Here is a 23,919-nt window from a genome sequence, read left to right as displayed (position 1 = left end):
GGGATGTCACCGAGTTGTGCGGCAGTAATGCGGCGGTTATGCGGCGAAGGCGGCGTAGTGGCCGTCGGCCTGGAGCAGGGTGGCGTGGGTGCCGCGCTCGACGACGCGGCCGTGGTCGACGACGAGGATCTGGTCGGCGTCGCGGACGGTGGAGAGGCGGTGCGCGATGGTGATCGTGGTGCGGCCCTCGGCGAGGGTGTCGAAGGCGCGCTGGACGGCGCGTTCGGTCTCGGTGTCCAGGGCGCTGGTGGCCTCGTCGAGCACGAGGACGCGCGGGTCGCGCAGCAGGGTGCGGGCGATCGCGATGCGCTGCTGCTCGCCGCCGGAGAAGCGGTAGCCGCGGGAGCCGACCATGGTGTCGTAGCCGTCGGGGAGGCGGGTGATGAGGTCGTGGATCTGCGCGGCCTTCGCCGCCTCGACGAGCTCGCGGTCGGTGGCGTCGGGCTTCGCGTAGCGCAGGTTCTCGCGGATGGTGGTGTGCAGCAGGTACGTCTCCTGGCTGACGACGCCGACGACCGCCGCGAGGTCGGCGAGGCGGACGTCGCGCAGGTCGACGCCGTCGATGGTGATTCGGCCGAAGGTGGGATCGTGCAGGCGGGCGATGAGCGACGCGATCGTGCTCTTGCCGGAGCCGGTCTCACCGACCAGGGCGAGGGAGGTGCCGGCGGGCACGTCGAGGCTGATCCCGGCGACGGCGGCGGCGTCGCTGCCCGGGTACGTGAAGGTGACGTCCTCGAAGCGCAGGTGGCCGCGGGTGGTGGCGCGGGGCAGCGGCACCGGGTCGGCGGGGTCGTCGACCTCCACGGGCAGGTCGAGGTACTCGAAGATCCGCGCGAAGAGCGCCAGGCTGCTGGTGATGGAGACGCCGACCCCGAGCAGGCCCATGAGCGGCCGGAAGAGCGCGGACTGCAGCGCGGTGAACGCGACGAGCGTGCCGATGCTCAGCGAGCCGGCGGTCAGCGGCAGGCCGGCGCTGAGGTAGATGACGGCGGGGATCGCCGCGAAGATGATGTTCATGGACGCCATCCGCCAGCGGCCCGCGAGCTCGGAACGCAGCTCCAGGTCGATGAGCCGCGTCGAGGAGGCGGTGAACCGGTCCACGACGGCGGCGCCGGCGCCCATGGTCTTGCTGAGGCGCACACCGCTGACGGAGAGGCCTTCCTCGATGGTGACGTTGAGGTCGGCGAGCTCCCGCTGGCGCTGCGCGGTGATCTCGCGGCGCATCCCGGCGACCTTGCGGGTCACGTAGATCGCGGGGGGCAGCACGACGAGGGAGACCAGCGACAGCCGCCACGACAGCGCCGCCATGGCGACCGCGGTGGTGACGGTGGTGGTCAGGTTGGACGCGACCGAGGTCGCGGTCGAGGTGACGACGCTCTGCATGCCGCCGATGTCGTTGGTGATGCGGGACTGGACCTCGCCGGTGCGGGTGCGGGTGAAGAACCCGACGGACTGGCGCTGCAGGTGGGTGAACACGTCGGTGCGCAGCCGGTGCATGACCTGCTGGCCGACCCTGGTGGAGATCCAGGTCTGCACGACGCCGAGCGCGGAGGTGACGGCGGCGATGCCGACCATGCCGGCGACGAGCCAGGCGAGCAGCGTGGTGTCGCGCTGGGGGAGGGCGACGTCGATGACCTCGCGGAGCAGGAACGGGGTCGCCCCGCCGAGCGCGGAGGCGACGACGATGATGGCGACGACCGTGGCGAGGGGTCCTCGGTGCGCGGTGAAGAGGCGGCCGATGCGGGCCAGGGAGACGTGCTTGGCGCGGGCCTTGTCGGCGGCGCTGATCTCGCGCGGCGGCCGGATCCGGTGCTGGGGTTCCAAGGGGGCTCACTTTCTGCCGGGTAATGGTGAGGTTACCTCACTATGAGGCAACAACACCAACCCCTGCTACCGTATTCCCGTGGAAGATGCCGACCGGCCCGGTGACGAGAGTCTCGCCGAGGTGTTCTGGAGCGTGGCCCGCCGCCTGCGGCACCTGACGCACGAGACGCTCGAGCCGATCGGGATCACGCCCGGGCAGTCGCGCGCGGTGGCGGTGCTCATGCGGCACGGCGTCATGCGCCTGAGCGAGCTGTCGGACCACCTTCGGATCGCGCCGCGCTCGACCACCGAGGTCGTCGACGGGCTGCAGGAGCGCGGCCTGGTCGAGCGGCGCCCCGACCCGGCGGACCGCCGGGCCACCCTGGTCGCGCTCACCGATGCCGGGCAGGCCACCGCCGAGGCGATCCGCGCCGCCCGGCACGCCGAGGCCGAGCGCTTCTTCGCCGGCCTCGGCACCGAGGACCGCGAGACCCTCGGCCGGATCCTCAGGACCCTGAGGCCCTAGCCAGAAGCCGGATCCTCAAGACGCTGAGACCCTAGCCAGAAGCCGGATCCTCAGGACGCTGAGACCCTAGCCAGAAGCCGGATCCTCAGGCCCTGAAGCAGCCCTGGCCAGGAACAGGCCCCGCTCGCGCTCGTTGCGGGTCAGGGCCGCCGCCCGGGCGAACTCGGCCCGGGCCTCCTCGTGGCGGCCGAGGCGTTCGAGCAGGTCACCGCGGGCCGCCGGCAGGTAGGGGTAGTTCGCCAGGGTGCCGTCGAGCTCGTCGAGCAGGGCCAGGCCCGCCGACGGGCCGGAGGCCATGCCGACCGCGACGGCGAGGTTCAGCCGTACCACGGCGGACGGCGCGACATGAGCGAGCAGCCGGTACAGGGCGACGATGCGACCCCAGTCGGTGTCCGCGGGCCGCGGTGCCCTGGCGTGGCAGGCGGCGATCGCGGCCTGCAGCCCGTAGGGCCCGAGCGTGCCGAGGGCCTCCGCCGCCGCCAGCGCCGCCAGCCCGCGCCGGGTCAGCAGCCGGTCCCACCGCCGCCGGTCCTGGTCCATGAGCAGCACCGGCGAGCCGTCCGCCGCCGTCCGCGCCGGGATCCGGGCGGCCTGCAGCTCCATGAGCGCGCACAGCCCGTGCACTTCGGGCTCCGAGGGCAGCAGCCCGGCCATGACCCGGCCGAGCCGGATGGCCTCCTCGCACAGCTGCGGGCGGGCCCAGTCGTCGCCGGCGGACGCCGAGTAGCCCTCGTTGAAGATCAGGTAGAGCACGCCGAGGGCCGCGGCCAGGCGGGCCGGCAGCTCCGCGGGGGTGGGAAGCTCGAACGCGACGCCGGTGAGAGCCCGCTTGGCGCGCAGGATCCGCTGCGACACGGTCGCCTCGGTGGTCAGGAAGGAGCGGGCGATGGCGGCGGTACTGAGGCCGCCCAGCGTCCGCAGGATCAGCGCCACCTGCGACTCGGTGGTCAGCGCCGGGTGGCAGGCGGTCAGGATCAGCCTGAGCAGGTCGTCCCGCACGTGGTCGTCGAGGTCGGGCTCGTCGTCGAGGGACACGTCGGTGACGCCGATGACGGCGAGCTTGCGGTCGTGGTTGGCGCGGCGGCGCAGCGCGTCGACGGCGCGGTGCTTCGCCGTCGCCATCAGCCAGGGGCCGGGGTCGTCGGGCACGCCGCGCACCGGCCACTGCTCCAGGGCGATGACCAGCGCGTCCTGGGCGAGCTCCTCGGCGAGGCCGACGTCGCGCACGATCCTGGCCAGCCCGGCGACGAGCCGGGCCGACTCGATCCGGAAGACCGCCTCGACCGTGTCGCGAACGTCCACAACCGCCGATTATGCGGCCGACGCCGTCGTCAGCGGCGCCGCCACCGGTTCGAGCCGCGGCGTGAACGTGACCGCACGGTTGCGGCCGCGGAGCTTCGCCGCGTACATGGCGACGTCCGCGTGGCGCATCAGGTCGCCGGCCCCGGTGCCGTCCACGGCGATCCCGACGCTCGCCCCGACGGTGACCGTGGCGACCGGGACCGGGCCGCCGGCGCCCAGTCCGGCGGTGACCGCCCCTGCGGTGACGGGGGCGGCGCGGACCGGGATGGGGACGCCGACGGCGGCGATCACCCGGGCCGCCAGGTCCTCGGCGGCGGCCGGCGGGACGAGCAGCGCGAACTCGTCGCCGCCCATCCTCGCCACGACCGCGTCGCCGGCGCACTCGGCGAGCCGCGCCGCGATCGTGGTCAGGACCCGGTCACCGGCCTCGTGGCCGTGGGTGTCGTTGACGGGCTTGAAGCCGTCGAGGTCCACGTACAGCAGCGCCACCGGCCGGCCCGTCTCCAGCCGCCGCTCCAGGGTGTCCAGCAGCAGCGCCCGGTTGGGCAGGCCGGTCAGCGGGTCGTGGTAGGCGCGGTGGCGCAGGTCCTCGACGACCTCCGCGAGGCGCCGGTTGAGCAGCCGGTTGTCGCGCAGCGCGAGGACCTGGCGGACCAGGATCAGCACCGTCATCAGGATCATGAGCAGGAAGAGCACGCCGTCGACGCGGCCGCCACGCAGCGCGAACTCGCCGACGCCGACGCACAGTGCCGCCCCGAACGGCAGGTACGGCAGGTGGTCCCAGGTCCGCTCCTCGGTGACCATGGAGATGGTGCCGTCGATCTCGTCGGCCCGGGGCGCGCCGATCCCGACGATCGCGAAGCCGAGGAACCAGCCGAGGTCGGTGAGGCCGCCGGGCCGGTACGTGCCGATGAACACCTGCGAGGCGTAGGCGGTGTCGGCGGCGAACACGGTCAGCAGCCCGGCCGCCGCGATCGCCACCGAACGGCGGCGGGGTCCGCGGGTCTCGTACAGCATCAGCAGGGTGATGCTGCCGATGAGCACGTCGCCGAGCGGGTACGTGGCGGCGCTGAACGCGGCAGGCCCGCCGTCGCTCGCCCGGTACAGCGGCCCGAGCGCGACCGCCCAGCTGATGAAGCACAGGCTGGTGGCCATGATGAGCCCGTCGAGGACGGCGCGGACCGAGCCGAGGCGGCGGGTCGCGGCCATCCACGCCACGCCGGCCGCCATGAGCAGCATCGCCGTGTCGAACGTCGCGGTCGCCAGCTGCGGCGCGTCGGCCAGCCACGCCAGCTGCCCGCCGGACCAGCCCATGAACCCGGCGGCGAGCAGCCGCAGCCCGATCCGCATCCGCCCGCGCGCCGGCACCGCCGACTGGAGCCAGCGCAGCCCGACGCCGAAGGTCATCGCCGCCGTCGCCCAGCCGGTGTACGAGCCGCCGGGGTGCTGGAGCACGACGACGAGCAGCGCGGCGGTGAGGACGGCGACGACCACGGTCTCACGCGAGCGCATGTGCCACACCTCCCGTCGTGCCGCCGGTCCGACGCAGTCCTATCGGCGCGGCGGGCAGGATCCCCGCGAAACGTGGCACGGTTCATATCGGTACCAGCGACCGGGGTGAGCGGGACGGATGATCTATCCCCTTCCCGACACCTCCGACCGCCCGGAACGCGGACCCCGGCACCGGCCGGTGACCACGGCGGATTGGCCCAAACGGCCGGCGGCGGACGCCGGCCGTCCCGAGGAACCCGTCCGTTGGTGCCGCGTCGTGGCGGCCCCCCGGCGTGGCACGCTGCGCCCGTGCAGCGCAACGTTCCGAACTGGCCGGCCCTGCCCGGTGCACTGGCGTTCGTCGTGTCGCTGGCCAGCTACCTGCAGGTGGCCAGGATCGAGGGCCCGCAGCTGGACGACCGCGACATCGAGGTGTACGTGCAGGCCGGCGCCGCGTTCCGGCACCACGAGCACGTCTACGACCTGGCGTTCACCGCCGGGCACTGGCCGTTCACCTACCCGCCGGTGACGCTGTTCGCCTTCGACGCGCTGTCCCGCCTCGGCAGCACCTACGCCCTCGTCGCGATCAACGCGCTGACCGTCGCCGCGCTCGTCGGGGTCTGCCTGCTCAGCCTCCGGATGGCCGGGCTGCGCGGCTGGCCCGGCGTCACCGGCGCCGCGCTCGCCCTCGCCGCCGGCACCCTGTGGCTGGAACCCGTCCAGGCGAACCTCAACGACGGCCAGATCAACATGATCCTGGTGCTGCTCGTCCTCGCCGACTTCGCGCTGCCGGACGGGCACCGGCTGCGGGGCGTGGCCATCGGCGTGGCGACCGCGATCAAGATCGTGCCGGGGATCTTCATCGTGTACCTGCTGATCACCCGCCGGTTCCGCGACGCCGCGACGGCGGCCGGGACGTTCGCCGCGCTGACGCTGCTCGGCTTCGCCGCCGGTCGGCGCGACTCGGCCCAGTACTGGTTCACCGGCATGTTCGCCAGCTCCGGCCGGGTCACGCAGGACAGCGCGCTCGGGGGATCGCTGAACCAGTCGCTGCACACCCTCGCCGAACGCTGGACCGGCTCGTCCGGCGTCTACTACGCCCTGGCCGCCGTCGTCGCGGTCCTCGGGTTCGCCGTCGCCCGCGCCGCCCACCTGCGCGGCGACGAGCTGTTCGGCGTCGCCTGCACCGCGCTGACCGGGCTGCTCGTCTCGCCGGTGTCGTGGACGTACCACTACGCCTGGATCGTGCCGGTGCTCGTCGCGGCCGCCGCCGTCGTGACGCAGGTCCCCGCCCGGCTGCGGTGGCTCGCCGCGGGGCTGCCCGGTGTGGTCGCGATGGCCTTCCTCGCCTGGCCGATGCAGGGGCGCGGCGACCGGATCGCCGCCCCGCGCGGCCTGCTGTGGCACCTTCCCGACATCGAGGACCCCACCACCTGGCACGGCGTGCAACGGCTGGTCGGCGACACGTACACCCTGGTCAGCGTCGCTCTGCTGGTCCTCGCCGCGGTGTGGTTGCGGCTGGCGGAAACCGCTGTCGAGCCGGCGCCCGGCATGGCACCTTCGACCGTGTGAATCAGCCCAGTCGCGCCCTCCCGGCAGCCTCCGACTATCTGCACCTGAACCGCGCCCAGTGGGACGAGCGGGCCCCCGCCCACGCCGCGTCGCCCGGCTACTGCCGGCAGCGGTTCCTCGACGACCCCGCCTTCCTCAGCGACGTCGTCCGCTTCGACCTGCCGCGGCTCGGCGACATCCGCGGCCTGCGCGCCGTGCACCTGCAGTGCCACATCGGCACCGACACGCTGTCGCTGCACCGTCTCGGCGCGGCGGTCACCGGCCTCGACTTCTCCGGCGCGTCGCTCGCCGAGGCCCGCGCCCTGGCCGCTGCGACCGGGGCGGACATCGGCTACGTCGAGGCCGACGTGTACGACGCGCCGAAGGTGCTCGAACCGGGCGCCTTCGACCTCGTGTACACCGGCATCGGCGCGCTCTGCTGGCTTCCGGACGTCCGCCGCTGGGCCGGGGTCGTCGCCGCGCTGCTGAAGCCCGGCGGCCGGCTGTTCATCCGCGAGGGCCACCCGATGCTGTGGGCCGTCGACGAGACCCGCCCAGACGGCCTCCTCGCGATCGACCAGGCGTACTTCGAACGGGAGGAGCCTCTCGTGTGGGAGGAGGACGGCACGTACGTGGAGACCGACGCCGTCTTCCAGAACACGACCACCCACCAGTGGAACCACGGCCTCGGCGAGATCGTCACCGCCGTCATGGACGCCGGCCTGGACCTCACCATGCTCCAGGAGCACGACAGCGCGCCGTGGGACGCGCTGCCGGGCCGCACCACCGCCGACGAGCACGGCGAACACCGCCTCACCGACCGGCCGTGGCGGCTGCCGCAGACCTACACCCTCCAGGCCCGTAAACGGTGACGCTCTAGACTCGGGGCTTCGCCGTCGTCGTTCTCCGGGAGTGTCGCGTGTCCGCTTCGCCGTCGTCCGAGGCCGTTTCCGAGGCTGCCCGCGCCGCCCGGGCCGCCGCGCCGTCACTCGCCGCGGCGCCGGCCAAGACGATCGACGAGGCGGTGCGCGGCATGGCCCGCCGCCTGGGCGGTGGCGCCCGCGACGCGATCCTCGCCGCCAACCAGGAGGACCAGGCGGCCGCGCGGGCCGGCGGGATGAGCGGCGGGCTGCTGGACCGGCTGAAGCTCGACGAGGCCCGACTGACCGCGATGGCGGCCCAGCTGGACATCCTCGCCGGGGTGGAGGCCGAGCCGGCGCAGCGCACCATCCGCACCCTCGACGGCGGCCTGGTCCTGCAGGAGTGGCGCCGGCCCGTCGGGGTCATCGGCGCCAACTACGAGGCCCGCCCCAACGTGACCGTCGACGTCGCGTCGCAGCTGGTCAAGTCGCAGAACGCGGGGGTGCTGCGGACCGGCTCCGCGGCGCTGGCCTCCGCGGTCGCGCTCATGGACGCCGTCGTCGCGCCCGCCCTCGCCGAGGCCGGCCTCGACCCCGCCGCCGTGCAGCTGGTGCGGGCGAAGGGCCGCGACAGCGCCGAGGCGCTCGTGTCGCAGCCCGGCCTCATCCCGCTCGTCATCCTCCGGGGCAGCGGCGACAGCACCCGCAGCCTCGCCGAGCGCGCCGCCCTGCACGGCGTGCGCACCCTCGCCCACGCCGACGGCGGCGGCGTCCTCTACCTCGACGAGGCCGCCGACCCGGCCAAGGCGGCCGCGCTCATCGACGCGGGCCTCGACCGGCTCGGTGTGTGCAACCGGCTCAACCTGCTGCTGGTGCACCGGGCGATCTGGGACGCGACCGTCCCCGGCGTCGTCGACGCGCTCGCCGCCCGCACCCCCGCGATCGCCGCGTCGCTGCCGCCGCACAGCCACGCCCTCGGCTACGAGTGGGCCCTCGACTCTGCCGGCGAGGCGACCGTCACGATCGCCCCGGTCGACGGCGTCCAGGAGGCGGCCCGCATCGCCAACGACGAGACGTCCGGGCTGGCGGCGGGGATCGTCACCGAGTCCGCCGCGGCCGCACGGGAGTTCCTCGCCGCCTACGCCGGCACCGGCGCCTTCTGGAACGCGACCACCCGCCTCCTCGACGGGTTCAAGCTCCTCGCGCTGCCGGAGACGGGCATCAACATCGACCGGGTGCCGGGGCCGCGCGGTCCGGTGACCTTCCGCGACCTGTCGCTGCGTCAGTACGTGGTCGTGCCCGCCGACCGGACGGCCGACCTGGGCGCGTGAGCGGCCAGCGGAGCGTCTTGGGCCGCGAACCGGGATTGCAGGGTGGGGCTCAGGTTGGCGCCGGAGCGCAGCGGAGGTGACGGCCTGAGCCTCAGGACGTGGCGGCGGTGATCTCCGCGACCTCGGCCGGGGTCAGCGCGACCGAGGCCGCCGCCACGTTCGACTCCAGGTGCGCCACCGACCCCGTCCCCGGGATGGGCAGCATCGCCGGCGACCGGGCGAGCAGCCACGCGAGCACGAGCTGCCGGGTCGTGACGTCGTGCCGGGCGGCGATCTCCTCGACCGCCGTCACCCCGTCGAGGTTCTGGATCGGCGCCCACGGCAGGAACACGATGCTCTCCTGCTCGCACAGGTCGACGAGCGACTCGGAGCCGCGGTCGCCGACGTTGTAGCGGTTCTGGATCGAGACGACGGGGGTCAGCCGCTGCGCGACCCGCAGCTGCTCCTCCGTCACGTTCGACAGGCCGATGTGGCGGATCTTGCCGGCGTCCTTGAGCTCGACGAGCGCGCCGATCGACTCCTCGAGGGGCACCGCCGGGTCGGGCCGGTGGAACTGGTACAGCGGAATCTGCTCCAGCCGGAGCTTCCGGAGGCTCCCGTCGAGCGCGCGGCGCAGGTGCGCGGGGTCGCCGTTCGCCGTCCACTCGCCGGGCCCCGGCCGCTCCAGGCCGCCCTTCGTGGCGATCACGAGGTCGTCGGCGTACGGGTGCAGCGCCTCCGCGATCAGCTCCTCGCTCACGTCGGGCCCGTAGGAGTCGGCGGTGTCGATGAAGTTGACGCCGAGCTCCACGGCGCGGCGCAGCACCGCCACCGCCTCGGCGCGGCTCGGCGGCTCGCCCCAGATGCCGGTGCCGGTGACGCGCATGGCGCCGAAGCCGAGCCGGTTGACGGTCAGGTCACCGCCGACGTCGATGGTCCCGGCCGCCGCCGCGGTGTACGCGCTGGTCTGCTCTGACATGCGGTTGGCTCTCCTCAAGACGGTGTGGCAGGCAACCGTCCCAACGTACCGCTGTGGCGAAGTACCGCTGGATTAGCGCGGAGGGCTATGGGTAAGGTGACCCTCCTCACGCCAACCGCTGGGAGTGATGTCATGAACGCACAGGACCCGACCGGGGTGGACCCCGACAGCCCCGAGGGCCAGGCCAGGACGGCCGCGCGGCGCGAGCACGAGCAGGCGCAGAGCCGCGCCGTGCACGAGCAGCGTGGCGGACGCATCGACGACGGTGCGGTCGACTCGACCGGTCAGCAGGTCCGCGAGCCGCGCCGGGCGACTCAGCTCGACGAAGACATCTGAGCCGGCTGAGCCATCTGGGCTTCGCGCTTCGCCGCGTACATGCGGGCGTCGGCGCGCCGCAGCAGCGCCTCGGCGGCCTCCGGGTCGCCGTCGACGACGCCGACGCTCGCCCGCACCAGCAGCTGGTGGCCCTGCACGGGCACCGGCACGTCCAGCAGGTCCAGGAACCTGCGGGCGACGGCCTCGGCGGCCCGCGCGCCGGACCCCGGCAGGAGCACCGCGAACTCGTCGCCGCCGATGCGCGCCGCCGTCCCGCCGGCGGGCACGCTGGCGGCGAGCCGCTCCGCGACCGCCACGAGCACCGCGTCCCCGGCGTGGTGCCCGTGGGTGTCGTTGATCATCTTGAAGCCGTCGAGGTCGACGAGGAGCACCGCCGCGACCGTGTGGCAGCCGGGGTGTCCGGCCGCGGCGGCGAGCCGCGCGTCGAACAGCGCCCGGTTCGCCAGGCCCGTCAGCCCGTCGTGGGTCGCCTGGTGCCGCAGCTCGTCCTGCAGCAGCCGCGCCTGCGTGGCGTCGCGGGCGTTGCTGACGTAGCCGCCGACGCTCGGCAGGTGCAGCAGGTTGCGGCTCACGACGTCCAGCCACCGCCACGAGCCGTCGGCGTGCGCGTACCGCACCTGGTAGCTCACCGACGCGTTCGGGGTGGCCCGCAGCGTGTCCATCGCGGCCGCGAACGCCGGCAGGTCGTCGGGGTGCACGTGCGACATGACGGTCGTGCCGAGCACCGCCGCGGGTGACTTGCCCAGCAGGCGCTCCGTCGCCGGCGTCACGTAGGTGAGCGCGCCGGTGGCGTCGACGACCGAGGTGATGTCGGTCGAGTGGGCCAGCAGCGACCGGAAACGCTCCTGCTGCGCGCCGAGCTCCGCGAGCAGCGCCGCGTTCTCCCGGAACGCCAGCAGCTGCCGGGTGACGACCAGGGCGGTGGCCACGGCGAGGCCGCCGAGCAGCAGCCACACGTCGAGGCCGAGCCCGTCGCGCAGGACGATCGGCAGCGCCCCGAACAGCCCGGCGAGGGTCGTGTACGGCAGCAGGCTGTAGGGCCGCCGGGCCCGCTGCGCCGACCGCCGCGGGTCCAGCCGCACCGAGTGCTCTTGCAGCCGTGGTCCGACGGCCAGCAGCACCGCCGACAGCACCTGCGCGGCCAGCAGCAGCCGCAGGTGCCGGCCGTCGGCGGTGACGAGCGAGCTGGCGACCCCCTGGATCGCGGCCGCGGCCACCATCGGCGCCGCGGCCAGCACGCTCAGCGGCGCGTTGCCGCTGAGCACCAGCTTCACCGCCGCGAACGCGGCGAACGCGATGATCACGGTGCCGAGCGGCAGCGCGACGGGGGAGCCGCCGGCCTGCGGCAGGAGCAGCAGCCAGATGAGGACCACGGCGCCGACCATCACCGACCCGGCGTCCAGCCAGAACCGCGGCGTCGTCAGCGGCGCCGGCTGGCTGAGCACGACCCAGATGAGCCAGCCGGCACCGGCGAGCACCGCCGCGGCCTGGAACGAGTTCGGCACCGCGGCCGCGGGCCCGGGGTGGGTCCAGGCGACGACGACCTGGCTGAGGTCGCCGACGACGAAGAACACCGCGGCGTGCGCCCCCTGCCGCCAGAACCGGCGCGCGTCCGGCGGCAGCTGCGGCATCGCCGCGACCCGCCGCGCGAACACCCAGATCAGCAGGTCGGACAGCGGCAGCACGGTCCAGAACAGCCGGACCCCGCCGACGCCGGTCAGCAGGCAGCCGACGACCACCGCGGCGACGGCGGCGGTCGCGAGCAGGGCACGGTCGCGCCGCAGCCGCTCGATCACGGGGTCAGCGCCGGGTTGAGGCGCAGGAACGCGGCGTCGACCTGCGCGACCGGCCCCGGCTTGGCGAAGTGGTAGCCCTGCGCCAGCCGGCAGCCGAGGTCGTGCAGCAGCTGCGCCTGCTCCTGGGTCTCGATGCCCTCCGCGATCGCGGGCAGCTGCCGGCTGGTGCCCAGCTGCAGCACCGCGCGGGTGAACGCGTGGTCGCCGCCCGCGGCGTCGGCGGGGTCCGCCGGCACGAACGACCGGTCGATCTTCAGGATGTCGACGGGCAGCTGGGTGAGGTAGGACAGCGACGAGTACCCGGTGCCGAAGTCGTCGATCGCGATCCGGATCCCGTGCCCGCGCAGCCCGTCGAGGGCGGCGAGCAGCGGCGCCGCGTCGTCGGCGACCCCGACGAACACCGACTCGGTGATCTCCAGGACGAGCGCGGACGCGGGCAGCCCGGTCCGGGCCAGGGTCCGCAGCACCTGCTCGGCGAAGCCGGGCTCGGCGAGCTGCCGCACCGACACGTTCACCGTCAGCGACGTGCCGTGCCGGTCGTGCCACGCCTTCGCGTCGCGGCACGCCTGCTCCAGGACCCACGCGCCGATCGGCACGATCATCCCGGTCTCCTCGGCGACGGGGATGAAGTCCAGCGGCGGCACCGGCCCGCTCGGCGGCGCCCAGCGCAGCAGCGCCTCGACCGCCACGATCCGCGCCGACGGCAGCTCCACCACCGGCTGGTAGTGCACCGCCAGCTCGCCGCGGTCGATCGCGTGCCGCAGCCCGGCGCTGATGCGGGTGAACGTCTCGCGGGCCGTGCGCAGCTCCGGCCGGTACACGCTGACCCGGTCCCGCCCGGAGCGCTTCGCCGCCCGCAGCGCCAGCTCGGCGTCGGCGATCGCGTCACGGGGCGCGGCCTTCGCCGCCAGGTGCACCAGCCCGGCGCTCGCCGTCAGGTGCACGGTCCGGCCGCCGACGGTGAGCGGCGCCTTGAGCTCCGCCCGCAGGTGCTCGGCGAGGTGCGCGGCCCGCAGCTGCTCGACGTCCTCGACGAACAGCGCGAACTCGTCGCCGCCGAGCCGGGCGAGGGTGTCCGAGGGCGCGGCGAGCTGCCGCAGCAGGTCGGTGACCGCGACGAGGACCTCGTCGCCGAAGGCGTGCCCGTGCGCGTCGTTGACGTCGGTGAACCGGTCCAGGTCCAGCAGGATCAGCGCGTGCCGGCCCTGCTCGGCCCGGGTCAGCGCCCACTCCATCCGCTGGGTCAGCAGCGCCCGGTTGGCCAGGCCGGTCGTCGGGTCGTGCAGGGCGCCGTGCCGCAGCTGGTGCTCCAGCGCCTCGCGCTCCAGGAGCGTGTCGGCGAGCTCCCGCCCGCGCCGCTCCAGCTCGCCGGCGTGCGCGTCGAGCTCGCCGGAGCGCCGCTGCGCGACCCTGGCCAGGCCGCCGAGGCGCAGCACCAGCAGCAGGGACAGGGCCGCGGACAGCAGCGCCGGCACGTACAGGTGGTCGTTGCCGGCGGTCCCCCGCTGCACGACGAACGCGACCGGCCCGATCACCGCGGCGCCGGCGAACATGAGGATCCGGGCGCGGGAGGCCACCTCGGCGTCCACCTGCGGCTGCTGCTCCGGCCGCTGCCGCTGCAGGCCGACGAGGCCCAGCGCCAGGTACGACAGCAGCCACAGCACGTTGTCCACCACCGCCACCGACCGGGTCGCGCCGGTCGCGGCGTGCGCGAAGAAGATGAAGTTCGCCGCCAGCAGCAGGCCCAGGCCCAGCAGCACGAGCCGGTTCGCCGGGTCGCGCATCGCGCCGGCGAACAGCACCCGCACCCCGGCCGCGAACAGCACCAGGTCGCACACCGGGTACAGCAGCGCCAGCGCCGTCGCCGCGGGTCCGCCCGGCTCGGCGTGGTGCAGGTACGGGTGCAGCAGCATCATCCAGTCGACGAGGGCCAGCCCGGCCGCGATGATCGACGCGTCCAGCAGGGCGGTGCGGGCGCGCCCGCCGGCCGCGCGGATCAGGCCGGTGATCAGCAGGCCGTAGGACGCCAGGAAGCCGATGTCGTTCCAGGACGGGAACGGCACCGAGCCGCCGTGGCCCAGCCCTTCGGCGCCCCACACCTGGTCGGCGCCGAGCCGGACCGCGAACCCGGCCGCGACCAGCCGCCACGGCCCGCCGGCCCGGCGCCGCTCCCGCCACAGGCGCGCGACCAGGGGCGACGCGCACACGAGCGCGGTGAGCAGCCAGATCACCCGCCCGAGCCGGCCGTCGGTCACCGCCGACGCGGTGATCCCGGCGGCACCGGAAATGAGCAGCACCCATCTCCTTGTGTGCATACGCGCCTCCGCTCGGTGATCGGGTTACTCCGAGTGCACCGGCGGGTGGTTGCGGCGCGGTTGCCCGGCGCGTTGCCGTGTGGTTCCCCTGCCGAGCGGGCATCAAATAGCCATGCGGTGTCTGAGTGGGCGGTACCGCCTCGGCGCGAAACTCGGCGAGGGTGGGATGGCGAGTGTCTGGCGGGCGCACGACGACGTCCTCGACCGGGACGTCGCGGTCAAGCTGCTCACCCCCGAGCACGCCGCCGACCCCGACGCGTTCGACCGCGCCCGCAACGAGGCCCGCTCCGGTGCCCGCTTCGCCCACCCCAACGTCGTGGCGGTCTACGACTTCGGCACGTCCCGCCGCGGCGGCCGGGGCACCGCGTACCTGGTGATGGAGCTCGTCGAGGGCCCGCTGCTCGTCGACGCGATGCGCGCCGGCCCCCTGGACTGGCAGGTCGCGGTCCGGATCTGTGCCGAGGTCGGCGCGGGCCTCGCCGCCGCGCACGGCAACGGCATCGTCCACCGCGACGTGAAGCCGGCGAACGTCGTGCTGACCCCCGCCGGCGCGAAGATCCTCGACTTCGGGGTCGCCGTCCCAGTCGGCCACCCGTCGGAGCGGATCGTGTTCGGCACCCCCGCGTACCTGGCCCCGGAGCGCCTCGACAACGGGCCCGCCGGCCCCGCCACCGACGTCTACGCCCTCGGCGTGCTGCTCTACCAGTGCCTGACCGGCCGCATCCCGTGGCCGGTCGACACCGACGAGCAGGTCTTGCGCGCCCACCGCTTCACCCCGCCGGAGGCGCTGCCGCCGATCCCGGGCCTGCCCCCGGAGATCGCCGAACTGTGCGCGTCGTGCCTGTCGAAGGTCCCCGAGTGCCGGCCGACGGCGGTCGCCCTCGCGCTGATCCTGGCCGCCGCCGTCGACGTGCCGGTCCACGTCCCGCCGGTCCTGACGCACCGCCCGCGCCCGCTGGCCGACGCGCTCGACGCCCCGACCCTCGCGAACGATGTCATCGGATGAATCGCGAAACACCCACCCTTGTGTTTCGTGGCGTACGCCTGATACACATCAAACCTCCGATGTATTGGGGGTCTTGTGCGAGGAGAATTCGACGGGCTCGCCGCGGTCGTCACCGGGGGCGCGTCCGGGATCGGGCTGGCCACGGCGCTGCACCTGGCCGAGCGGGGCGCCCGCGTCGCCTGCCTCGACCTGCGGCCCGGTGGCCTGCCTGAGCCACTGATCGGCATCACCGCCGACGTGTCCGACGACGCCACCGTGCGGGCCGGGATCGCCACCGCCGCCGAACGGCTCGGCGGCATCGACATCCTGGTCAACAACGCGGGCATCGGGGCCGTCGGCACCGTGGAGAGCAACCCCGACGACGAGTGGCACCGGGTCCTCGACGTCAACGTCGTCGGCCTGGTGCGGGTGAGCCGTGCCGCGCTGCCGCACCTGCGCCGCTCCGCGCACCCGGCGATCGTCAACACCTGCTCGATCGTCGCCCACGCCGGCCTGCCCGACCGGGCCCTCTACAGCGCCAGCAAGGGCGCGGTGCAGGCGCTGACCGCGGCGATGGCCGCCGACCACGTGCGCGAAGGCATCCGGGTCTGCTGCGTCAATCCCGGCACCGCCGACACGCCCTGGGTGCGCCGGCTCCTCGACCAGGCCGCCGACCCCGCCGCGGAGCTCGCGGCGCTCGAGGCCCGCCAGCCGACCGGCCGCCTCGTCCGCGCCGAGGAGGTCGCGCACGCCATCGCGTACCTGGCCAGCCCTCTCGCCGGGGCGACCACCGGCACCGTGCTGTCCGTCGACGGCGGCATGCACGCCCTGCGGCTGCGACCCCTGCCGTGAAGCTCGGGCTCGGCTGCGCCCAGCTGGGCAATCTGTACCACGAGATCGACGACGAGCGGGCGCACGCGACCGTCGACGCCGCCTGGGACGCCGGGGTGCGGCTCTTCGACACCGCGCCGCACTACGGGCTCGGCCTGTCGGAGCGGCGGCTCGGCGAAGCGCTGCGGGGGCGCCGCCGCGATCAGTACACCGTCAGCACCAAGGTCGGCAGGCTCCTCGTCGGCGACCCGTCCTACGCCGGCGGCCTGGACACCGAAGGGTTCGTGGTGCCCGCCACCCATCGGCGGGTCTGGGACTTCAGCCGCGACGGGATCCGCCGCTCCCTGGAGGCCAGCCTGGCCCGGCTCGGCCTCGACCGGGTCGACGTGGCGCTGCTGCACGACCCCGAGCAACATCCGGAGGTCGCGCTGCGCGCCGGCTTCCCGGCCCTCGCCGAGCTGCGCGCGGAAGGCGTCGTCGGCGCGGTCGGCGCCGGGTCGAAGGACGCGGGGATCCTGGCCCGCGTCGTCGCCGAGTGCACCCCCGACGTCGTCCTCGTCGCCGGCCGACACACGCTGCTCGACCAGACCGCCGGGGAGCGGCTGCTGCCGGCGTGCACGGCGGCGGGGGTCCAGGTGTACAACGCGGGCGTGTTCAACAGCGGGCTCCTGGCGCTGCCCGACCCGCACGCCGACCTGCCCTACGAGTACGCCGCCGCACCCGCCGCGCTCGTCGCGAAGGCCCGCGAGCTCGCCGCCGCCTGCGACCGGCACGGCACGACGCTGCCGGCGGCGGCGCTCGCGTTCGCCGCCACGGACCCGGCCGTCACCGCGGTCGTCGTCGGCGCCGACTCCCCGGAGCAGGTGCGCCGCAACGCCGCGCTCGCCGGCACCCCGCCGCCGGCGTCCCTGTGGCCGGCGCTGCGCGAGGCCGGGCTGCTGTGACGATCATCGACGCGCATCACCACCTGTGGGCCGTGGACGGCGGGTACACCTGGCTCGACGACCCCTCGCTCGCCCCGATCCGCCGCACGTTCACCCCCGCGGACCTGCGGGCCGAGCTGTCCGCGGCGGGGGTGTCGCACACCGTCCTGGTCGAGGGCGGCCGCTGCGATGCCGACGAGGCCGCGGTACTGCTCGGCCACGCCCTCGACACGCCTTCGATCGCGGGCGTGGTCGCGTGGGCCGACCCCGTGGACCTGCCCCTGTCGCGGTACCGGGCGCTGCCGGGCGCGCAGTACCTGGTCGGGCTGCGGGCCCAGGTGCAGGCCGAGCCGGCCGGCTACCTGGACCGGCCGGACGTCCGGGACGGGCTGCTGGCGATCGGCGCCGCCGGCCTCGCCTTCGACCTGGTCGTCCGGCACGACCAGCTCGCGGAGGCGGCGCGTCTCGCCCGGGACCTGACCGATGTCCGGTTCGTCCTGGACCACCTCGGGAAGCCCGCGATCCGCTCCGGCGGGCTCGACCCATGGCGGCGCGACCTGGCGCTCCTGGCCGAGTGCCCGAACGTCACGGCGAAGCTGTCGGGGCTGGTCACCGAGGCCGACCGGACCACCTGGACCGCGGCGGACCTGGCCCCGTACGTGCGGGCCGCCGTCGAGCTGTTCGGCCCCGCACGGCTCATGTACGGGTCGGACTGGCCCGTCTGCCTGCTCGCCGCCTCGTACCGACGCGTCCTCGACACCATGCTGGACCTGCTGCGGGACCTGCTGGACGCGGACGACGCGGGCCGCGCGGCCATCTTCGCCGGGACCGCCGCGGCGGTCTACCGACTGGACACCGGCACGGCGGGCGTAGAGTCGCCTCGGAGGAATCCATGAGGAACGCATGGCACTGACCGACGAGGCGATCGACAAGATCAAGGGCATGATCACCTCCGGTGAGCTCGGCCCCGGCGACCGGCTGCCGAAGGAGGCGGACCTCGCCGAACGGCTCGGCCTGTCCCGCAACTCGCTGCGCGAGGCGGTCAAAGCGCTGTCGATGATCCGCGTCCTGGACGTCCGGCAGGGCGACGGCACCTACGTCACCAGCCTCGCCCCGGACCTGCTCCTCGACGCGCTGAGCTTCGTCGTCGACTTCCACCGCGACGACACCGTCCTGCAGTTCCTCGAGGTCCGCCGGATCCTGGAGCCCGCCGCGACCGCCCTCGCCACCGAGCGGATGACCCCCGCCGACGTCGCGAAGCTGCAGACGGTGCTCGACCAGCTCGGCGACGACCCGACGATCGAGGCGCTCGTCGCCAACGACCTGGAGTTTCACCGGCAGATCGCGGCCGGGTCCGGCAACGCCGTGCTGTGCTCCCTCATCGACGGGCTGTCCGGCCCCACGACCCGGGCCAGGATCTGGCGCGGCCTCACCCAGGAGGGCGCCGCCGAACGGACCCGCGAGCAGCACCAGGCGATCGTGGACGCGATCGGCGCCCGCCAGCCCGAGCTCGCCCGGTCCTGGGCGACGATCCACGTCGCGGGCGTCGAGGAGTGGCTGCGCCGCGCGTTGTGACGGGCTCCGCTCGGGGACCTCGCTATGACGGGTTTCGCTAAGGTCGGACATATCACCGCCGATCGGTGTACTCGTGGAGCGTGCGAAGTCCCAGCGTTCGAAGCGGCACTGGCTGGCCGACCAGCCGGTGGCGCGGAAACTCCTGCTGCTGGTGCTGGTGTGCTGCGCCGTCGGTGCCGTCGTCCTCGGCGTCGGGGTCGGCAGTCTGAGCGAGGTCAACGCCAAGGCCGGCGAGCTGTACCGGAACAACCTCGTGCCCTCGTCGCACCTCGCGGCGATGAACCAGTCGGCGATGAAGGTCCAGAACGACCTCGCGAACCTCGCCCTGTCCAACGGGCCCGTCGCCAGCAAGGCGTTCCAGGACGGCATCGCCGCCTCCGACGCCGCCGTGGACAAGGAGCTCGCCGCCTACCGGTCGACGGTCACGACGACGAAGCAGCGGCAGCTGCTCGCCCGCTTCGAGATCTGGTGGGGCGCGTTCCGCAACATCCGCGACCACCGCCTGCTGCCGCTCGTCGCCGCCGGTGACATCCCCGGTTTCCAGGCCGCGTACCTCGGCGACGGCGCCACCGTCACCGCGAACGCGATGGCGGCCCTCACCGATCTGCTCGCCTACGAGCAGGCCGGCGGACGCTCCGGCGCCGACCACGCCGCCGACGCCTACAGCCGGGCGCGGATCGCCATGATCGTGGCGCTGCTCGCCGGGCTCGCCGCGGCGATGCTGCTCAGCCGGTACCTGACCGGGCTCATCGTCCGGCCGATCCGCCGCGTCCACGCCGTGCTGACCGCCGTCGCCGCCGGCGACCTGACCGCCGAGGCCGACATCCCGCAGCGCGACGAGGTCGGCGACATGGCCCGCGCGCTGAACGCGGCGACCGCCAGCACCCGAGAGGCGGTCGGCAGCCTCGGCGACAACTCCGCGACGCTGTCCGCGGCCGCGGAGGAACTCGCCGCGATCAGCCGGCAGATCGACACCAGCGCCACCGACGCCGACTCCCGCGCTTCACTGGTCGCCCGCGCCGCCGGCGAGGTCAGCGAGCACGTCGCCGCCGTCGCCAACGGCGCCATGGAGATGAGCAGCGCGATCGAGGAGATCTCCCGCAGCACCGCGCACGCCGCGACCGTCACCGCCACCGCCGTGTCGATCGCCGCCACCACCAACGAGACCATCGGCAAGCTCGGCGCCTCCTCCGGCGAGATCGGCGAGGTCATCAAGGTCATCACGTCGATCGCCGGGCAGACGAACCTCCTCGCGCTGAACGCGACGATCGAGGCGGCCCGCGCCGGCGACTTCGGCAAGGGCTTCGCCGTCGTCGCCCAGGAGGTCAAGGACCTCGCCCGGGAGACCGCCCGGGCCACCGACGACATCGGCAGGCGCGTCCAGGCGATCCAGCTCGACACCGAGGACGCCGTCAACGCGATCGGCCAGATCGGCGAGGTCATCGCGCAGATGAGCGAGTATCAGCACTCGATCGCCGCCGCGGTCGAGGAGCAGGCGGTCACCGCCCGCACCATGGGCCACAGCGTCGACGAGGCCGCCGGCGGGTCCGTCGACATCGCCACCAACATCTCCGGCGTCGCCGCCGCCGCCAGGTCCACCAACGAGGGCGTCACCAGCACCGGCGAGGCCATCGACCAGCTGGCCCGGATGGCCTCCGACATGCGCGGCCTCGTGTCCCGCTTCAAGTACTGAGGTTTCGATGCGGCGTTTCGTGCTTCTCGCTGTTCTCATCGCTTTGTTGTCAGGCTGTACCGAGGCGCTGAAGACCGACGACAGCGGCCCGTCGGCGCGGGTGGCGCTGCTGCTGCCGGAGCGCAAGGCCAGCCGGTACGAGGCGGGCGACCAGCCCTACTTCGCGCAGAAGCTGTCGGAGCTGTGCCCGGCGTGCGTGGTCGACTACCGCAACGCCGAGCAGGATGCCGCCGCCCAGTTGCGGCAGGCGCAGGACGCGCTCGCCAAGGGCGCCCAGGTCCTCGTGCTCACCCCGGTCGACAGCGTCGCCGCCGGCCAGATCGTCTCCGCGGCGTCCGCGAAGGGCGTGCCGGTCATCTCGTACGACCGCCTGGTGCTCAAGACCGCGGTCGACTACTACATCTCCTTCGACAACGCGAAGGTCGGCTCGCTGCAGGCGGCGGCGCTGCTGCAGGCCCTCGGCCCGAAGGCGGCGGCGGGGGAGATCCTGTGGATCAACGGCTCACCCACCGACAACAACGCCACACTGTTCAAGCAGGGCGCCCACGCCGGTCTCGACGGCAAGGTCCGCGTCGCCGCCGAGTCCGACACCGCCGAGTGGAACCCCGACAACGCGAAGGCGTGGACGGCCCGCACCCTGCCGACGCTGCGGGGCCGCACGATCGTCGGCGTGTACGCCGCGAACGACGGCACCGCGGGCGCCGCGATCGCCGCGATGAAGGCGGCGGGCCTGCCGCAGGTGCCGGTGACCGGCCAGGACGCGGAGACGGCGGCGCTGCAGCGGATCCTCGTCGGCGACCAGTACATGACCGTCTACAAGGCGATCCGCACCGAGGCCGAGACCGCGGCGACCCTCGCGAACGACCTGGTGCGCGGCAAGCGGCCGGCCGCACCGGCGACCGTCGACAACGGCGCCGGCCAGGTCCCGTCGATCCTGCTCGACCCGGTGACCGTCACCAAGGACACGATCGCCGCCACGGTGGTGAAGGACGGCTTCGTCACGCCTTCGGCGCTGTGCGCGGGCGCCTACGCGGAGGCGTGCAAGGCGGCGGGGATCGCCTGAGCGCGGGGTCTTGCGCTGGTTGGCTAATGGCGTTAGCTTTAAGGCTATGGAACTTAGCTTTGCTGTCGAAGGTGGCCGCCTCGGGTACGACGACAGCGGCAATGACGGCCCGCTCCTGCTGTGCCTGCCCGGGATGGGTGTCACGCGGATGACGTACGAGCTGATCCGGCCGCTGTTCGTCGCCGCCGGCCACCGCGTCGTCGCGATGGACCTGCGCGGCGCGGGGACCTCCGACGCCGTCTGGTCCGACTACTCGCCGGAGGCGACAGCCCGCGACGCCGTCGCGCTCCTGCGCCACCTCGACGCCGGCCCGGCCGTGCTCTTCACCAACTCCTACACCGGCGCCAGCGCGGTCTGGGCCGCCGCCGAGGCCCCTTCGCTCTTCCGCGCGATCGTGCTCTGCGCCCCGTTCGCCAGGGTCATGCCCAAGCCGAACCTGTTGATGCGCCTGGCGATCGCCGCCGTCGGCCGCCACCGTCCACTGTGGATGATGTACTGGTCGAGCCTGTTCAAGACCCGCAAGCCCGCGAACTTCACGGCGGAGCGCGCCGCCCTCTCGGCGAACCTCGCCGAACCCGGCCGCATGGCAGCATTGCGGGCGATGTTCGCCGCCGACGTGTCCGTGTGCGAGGCCCGCATGGGCGAGGTCAGCACGCCCGCCCTGGTGCTCATGGGCACCAGGGACCCCGACTTCCCCGACCCCGCGACCGAGGCCGCCCTGGTCGCGTCCCGCATCGGCGCCACCGTCGCGATGATCGACGGCGCCGGCCACTACCCGCACTCGGAGTTCCCCGCCGAGACCGCGGCGGCCGTGCTCGCGTTCCTCAACCAGCCCGCCACCCATGCCTAGGGCGGGTCTGAGCCGGGACGCGGTCGTCGACGCCGGGCTGGCCCTCGTGGACGCCGAAGGTCCGGCGGCGCTGACCCTCGCGGCGGTCGCGGCCCGGACGGGGGTGGCCACGCCGTCGCTGTACAAGCACGTCGGCAGCCTCACCGACCTGCGCAACCTCCTGGCGGTGCGCCTCTTCGACGAGTTCACCGCCGCCCTGACCACCGCCGTGCTGGGCCTCAGCGGCGACACCGCCCTGGAGGCCCTCATGCGCGCCTACCACCGCTACGCGGTGACCCACCCGCACCGCTACGCGCTGCTGCCGCAGGCCCCGGACCCCGACCCGGCGGTCACGGCCGCCGCGGCCGGGTTCGTCGAGGTGTGCTTCGCCGTGCTGCGCGGCTGCGGCCTGGACGACGACGAGATCGTCCACGCCACGCGGATCGCCCGCGCCGCCATGCACGGCTTCGCGGTCCTGCACACCACCGGCGGGTTCGGCCTGCCGCAGCCCGTCGATGCCACCCTCGACCGCCTGATCGCCACCGTGGTCCACGGCGTCACCACCGCAGCGCCGCGCTGAACCCCCCGCGACGCGACGCGGCCCGGCCCGACGATGCCCGCTGTGGGCCGGCCGGCACCCGGCTTTCCCGGGCGCGGGCCTGGACGCGGGCCGGCGGCGGACCGGCCGTTCGTCGCCCACGAGTGGCGACCGGGCAGGGCGCGACGACCGCGACCCCATCACGCGACCCCGGCGGGTGCGGCACCTGCTTACCTAAGCACCGTACCAACACCCACCTAATTGATCTTCAACTGCGTAACCATCACATTACTCCACGCCCCGGTGCCGTACAGGCTGGCGGTGCGGCTCACTCGTGGGGGAGCAGGAAGCGGTGGTTGACCTGGAAGCGGGTGCCGTCAGGGGTGGCGAAGACGGGCCAGCTCGACGGGTCGGGGTGGGGCACGGCGCGCAGGAGGGCGCGGGCCTGGCGGCCGCGGAGGTCGAGCTGGGCGACGAACTCGTCCTTGCCCAGGCGGGGCAGCGGCACGTCCGCGGGCCACTGGGCCACGGGGGACGGGCGCGTCGACGGCGGCGGGGTCGACGGCTGCTGGGCCGGGTCGAGCTTGACGGCGATGAGCCGCACCGCGTCGGGGCGATAGGACGAACCCGTCCGCAGGGTGCGGTCGCGGAGCTGGGCCAGGTGATCCAGCAGCGAGTACGACGCCTGCGGGTACGCCCGATCCGACCGGGTCTCCTCGAGGCCCTCGTACTGGGCGCGGAAGCGCCGGCCGTTGCCGCGGACGGTGAAGACCGTCGACGGTACGTCGGCGATCATCGGCGCGCCGGGGCGGCGGCGGGAGTTCGCGGGGTCGCGCAGGACCAGCAGGGCGTGGTTGCGCAGCGAGCGCAGCGTGCCCTGGCCGATCTTCAGCCGGCGGGTGGCGTCGGCGATGAGCGTGCCGTCCTCGTAGGCGGCGAGGCGCGCGGGGCGCAGCGCGGTCCAGCCGGCGGGCACGAACCCGCCGGTCAGTTCCCAGGTGAGCAGCGGCTGCGGCCGCCGGGCAGCCTCGGTGTCCTCCGGTGCGGCCACCGCGATCGCGGCGCCGCCGACGGCGGCCGTGAGGCCGACCGCGCCCGCGCCCAGCAGCAGACTCCTGCGGTTCATGCTTTCGTCGCTCCCGTCCGGCCGGGCGTCGTGCCCAGCCACTGGTGACCTTAACGACAAAACGGACTAAAAGACTCAAATATGAAG

Annotated in this window: 21 protein-coding genes; 14 read left to right on the top strand and 7 right to left on the bottom strand. The window is 74.0% G+C overall.

Annotated features, from left to right (window positions below; genetic code table 11):
• Positions 1 to 36 precede the first annotated feature (36 nt).
• Entirely contained in the window at positions 37 to 1,824 is a 1,788-nt protein-coding gene (locus ACFY3L_RS33415; protein ID WP_389333163.1) for an ABC transporter ATP-binding protein, read from the bottom strand.
• 79 nt (positions 1,825 to 1,903) lie between these two features.
• Here ACFY3L_RS33415 and ACFY3L_RS33410 point away from each other — a divergent pair, with 79 nt between their 5' ends.
• Entirely contained in the window at positions 1,904 to 2,329 is a 426-nt protein-coding gene (locus tag ACFY3L_RS33410; RefSeq protein WP_389333160.1) for a MarR family winged helix-turn-helix transcriptional regulator, read from the top strand.
• 66 nt (positions 2,330 to 2,395) lie between these two features.
• Here ACFY3L_RS33410 and ACFY3L_RS33405 read toward each other — a convergent pair whose 3' ends face one another.
• Complete coding sequence (locus ACFY3L_RS33405) at positions 2,396 to 3,631, bottom strand: RNA polymerase sigma factor (protein WP_389333157.1); 1,236 nt, start codon at positions 3,629 to 3,631, stop codon at positions 2,396 to 2,398.
• 9 nt (positions 3,632 to 3,640) lie between these two features.
• Positions 3,641 to 5,143 (bottom strand): diguanylate cyclase domain-containing protein, encoded by a 1,503-nt coding sequence (locus ACFY3L_RS33400; RefSeq protein ID WP_389333154.1) that lies wholly within the window; start codon positions 5,141 to 5,143, stop codon positions 3,641 to 3,643.
• Positions 5,144 to 5,431: 288 nt separating this feature from the next.
• On the opposite strand from ACFY3L_RS33400, the gene ACFY3L_RS33395 reads away from it, so the two are divergent.
• Genes ACFY3L_RS33395 through ACFY3L_RS33385 form a run of 3 tightly spaced genes read left to right on the top strand, consistent with a single transcriptional unit; the run spans position 5,432 to position 8,864 of the window.
• Complete coding sequence (locus tag ACFY3L_RS33395) at positions 5,432 to 6,694, top strand: glycosyltransferase 87 family protein (protein WP_389333151.1); 1,263 nt, start codon at positions 5,432 to 5,434, stop codon at positions 6,692 to 6,694.
• Entirely contained in the window at positions 6,691 to 7,545 is an 855-nt protein-coding gene (locus ACFY3L_RS33390; protein WP_389333148.1) for a class I SAM-dependent methyltransferase, read from the top strand. The genes ACFY3L_RS33395 and ACFY3L_RS33390 overlap by 4 nt, the downstream gene beginning before the upstream one ends.
• A gap of 47 nt (positions 7,546 to 7,592) precedes the next feature.
• Positions 7,593 to 8,864 carry an aldehyde dehydrogenase family protein gene (locus ACFY3L_RS33385; RefSeq protein ID WP_389333145.1) on the top strand — a complete coding sequence of 424 codons (1,272 nt, stop codon included), beginning with the start codon at positions 7,593 to 7,595 and terminating at the stop codon, positions 8,862 to 8,864.
• Positions 8,865 to 8,955: 91 nt separating this feature from the next.
• On the opposite strand, the gene ACFY3L_RS33380 is transcribed toward ACFY3L_RS33385, so the two are convergent.
• Positions 8,956 to 9,822, bottom strand: coding sequence for an aldo/keto reductase (locus ACFY3L_RS33380; protein WP_389333142.1), 867 nt, complete (start codon positions 9,820 to 9,822; stop codon positions 8,956 to 8,958).
• 132 nt (positions 9,823 to 9,954) lie between these two features.
• Between ACFY3L_RS33380 and ACFY3L_RS33375 the strand changes: the two genes are divergently transcribed.
• On the top strand, positions 9,955 to 10,158 hold the full coding sequence (locus ACFY3L_RS33375; protein WP_389333139.1) for a hypothetical protein: 204 nt from the start codon (positions 9,955 to 9,957) through the stop codon (positions 10,156 to 10,158).
• Here the strand turns inward: ACFY3L_RS33375 and ACFY3L_RS33370 are convergent.
• Positions 10,137 to 11,954, bottom strand: a complete 1,818-nt coding sequence (locus ACFY3L_RS33370; protein WP_389333136.1) for a diguanylate cyclase domain-containing protein — start codon at positions 11,952 to 11,954, stop codon at positions 10,137 to 10,139. The two genes, ACFY3L_RS33375 and ACFY3L_RS33370, sit on opposite strands and share 22 nt — an antisense overlap.
• Positions 11,951 to 14,251 (bottom strand): putative bifunctional diguanylate cyclase/phosphodiesterase, encoded by a 2,301-nt coding sequence (locus ACFY3L_RS33365; RefSeq protein ID WP_389333133.1) that lies wholly within the window; start codon positions 14,249 to 14,251, stop codon positions 11,951 to 11,953. The genes ACFY3L_RS33370 and ACFY3L_RS33365 overlap by 4 nt, the downstream gene beginning before the upstream one ends.
• 130 nt (positions 14,252 to 14,381) lie before the next feature.
• Here ACFY3L_RS33365 and ACFY3L_RS33360 point away from each other — a divergent pair, with 130 nt between their 5' ends.
• The 9 genes from ACFY3L_RS33360 to ACFY3L_RS33320 all read left to right on the top strand — a co-directional run bounded on the left by ACFY3L_RS33360 (position 14,382) and on the right by ACFY3L_RS33320 (position 22,748).
• Positions 14,382 to 15,275 (top strand): serine/threonine-protein kinase, encoded by an 894-nt coding sequence (locus ACFY3L_RS33360; protein WP_389333130.1) that lies wholly within the window; start codon positions 14,382 to 14,384, stop codon positions 15,273 to 15,275.
• Between the two features lie 75 nt (positions 15,276 to 15,350).
• Entirely contained in the window at positions 15,351 to 16,106 is a 756-nt protein-coding gene (locus tag ACFY3L_RS33355) for an SDR family NAD(P)-dependent oxidoreductase (RefSeq protein WP_389333128.1), read from the top strand.
• Positions 16,103 to 17,029, top strand: coding sequence for an aldo/keto reductase (locus ACFY3L_RS33350; protein ID WP_389333125.1), 927 nt, complete (start codon positions 16,103 to 16,105; stop codon positions 17,027 to 17,029). The genes ACFY3L_RS33355 and ACFY3L_RS33350 overlap by 4 nt, the downstream gene beginning before the upstream one ends.
• Positions 17,026 to 17,904, top strand: a complete 879-nt coding sequence (locus ACFY3L_RS33345; RefSeq protein ID WP_389333122.1) for an amidohydrolase family protein — start codon at positions 17,026 to 17,028, stop codon at positions 17,902 to 17,904. The genes ACFY3L_RS33350 and ACFY3L_RS33345 overlap by 4 nt, the downstream gene beginning before the upstream one ends.
• 7 nt (positions 17,905 to 17,911) lie before the next feature.
• Positions 17,912 to 18,583 carry a FadR/GntR family transcriptional regulator gene (locus ACFY3L_RS33340; RefSeq protein WP_344502654.1) on the top strand — a complete coding sequence of 224 codons (672 nt, stop codon included), beginning with the start codon at positions 17,912 to 17,914 and terminating at the stop codon, positions 18,581 to 18,583.
• Between the two features lie 73 nt (positions 18,584 to 18,656).
• A complete protein-coding gene (locus ACFY3L_RS33335) occupies positions 18,657 to 20,276 on the top strand; it encodes a methyl-accepting chemotaxis protein (protein WP_389333119.1) in 1,620 nt (539 codons plus the stop codon).
• A 46-nt stretch (positions 20,277 to 20,322) separates the two neighbouring features.
• Complete coding sequence (locus ACFY3L_RS33330) at positions 20,323 to 21,339, top strand: sugar ABC transporter substrate-binding protein (protein ID WP_389333116.1); 1,017 nt, start codon at positions 20,323 to 20,325, stop codon at positions 21,337 to 21,339.
• A 46-nt stretch (positions 21,340 to 21,385) separates the two neighbouring features.
• A complete protein-coding gene (locus ACFY3L_RS33325) occupies positions 21,386 to 22,189 on the top strand; it encodes an alpha/beta fold hydrolase (protein WP_389333113.1) in 804 nt (267 codons plus the stop codon).
• The gene (locus ACFY3L_RS33320) at positions 22,182 to 22,748 is read left to right on the top strand and encodes a TetR/AcrR family transcriptional regulator (protein ID WP_389333110.1); all 567 of its coding nucleotides are present in this window, start codon (positions 22,182 to 22,184) and stop codon (positions 22,746 to 22,748) included. The genes ACFY3L_RS33325 and ACFY3L_RS33320 overlap by 8 nt, the downstream gene beginning before the upstream one ends.
• 286 nt (positions 22,749 to 23,034) lie before the next feature.
• Here ACFY3L_RS33320 and ACFY3L_RS33315 read toward each other — a convergent pair whose 3' ends face one another.
• Entirely contained in the window at positions 23,035 to 23,832 is a 798-nt protein-coding gene (locus tag ACFY3L_RS33315; RefSeq protein ID WP_389333107.1) for a hypothetical protein, read from the bottom strand.
• Positions 23,833 to 23,919: the final 87 nt, after the last annotated feature.

Source organism: Dactylosporangium sp. NPDC000521 (genome assembly GCF_042898305.1).
Lineage (GTDB): Bacteria > Actinomycetota > Actinomycetes > Mycobacteriales > Micromonosporaceae > Dactylosporangium.
The sequence above is the reverse complement of the archived record's forward strand: the minus strand, read 5'-3'. Positions and strand labels throughout refer to the sequence as shown.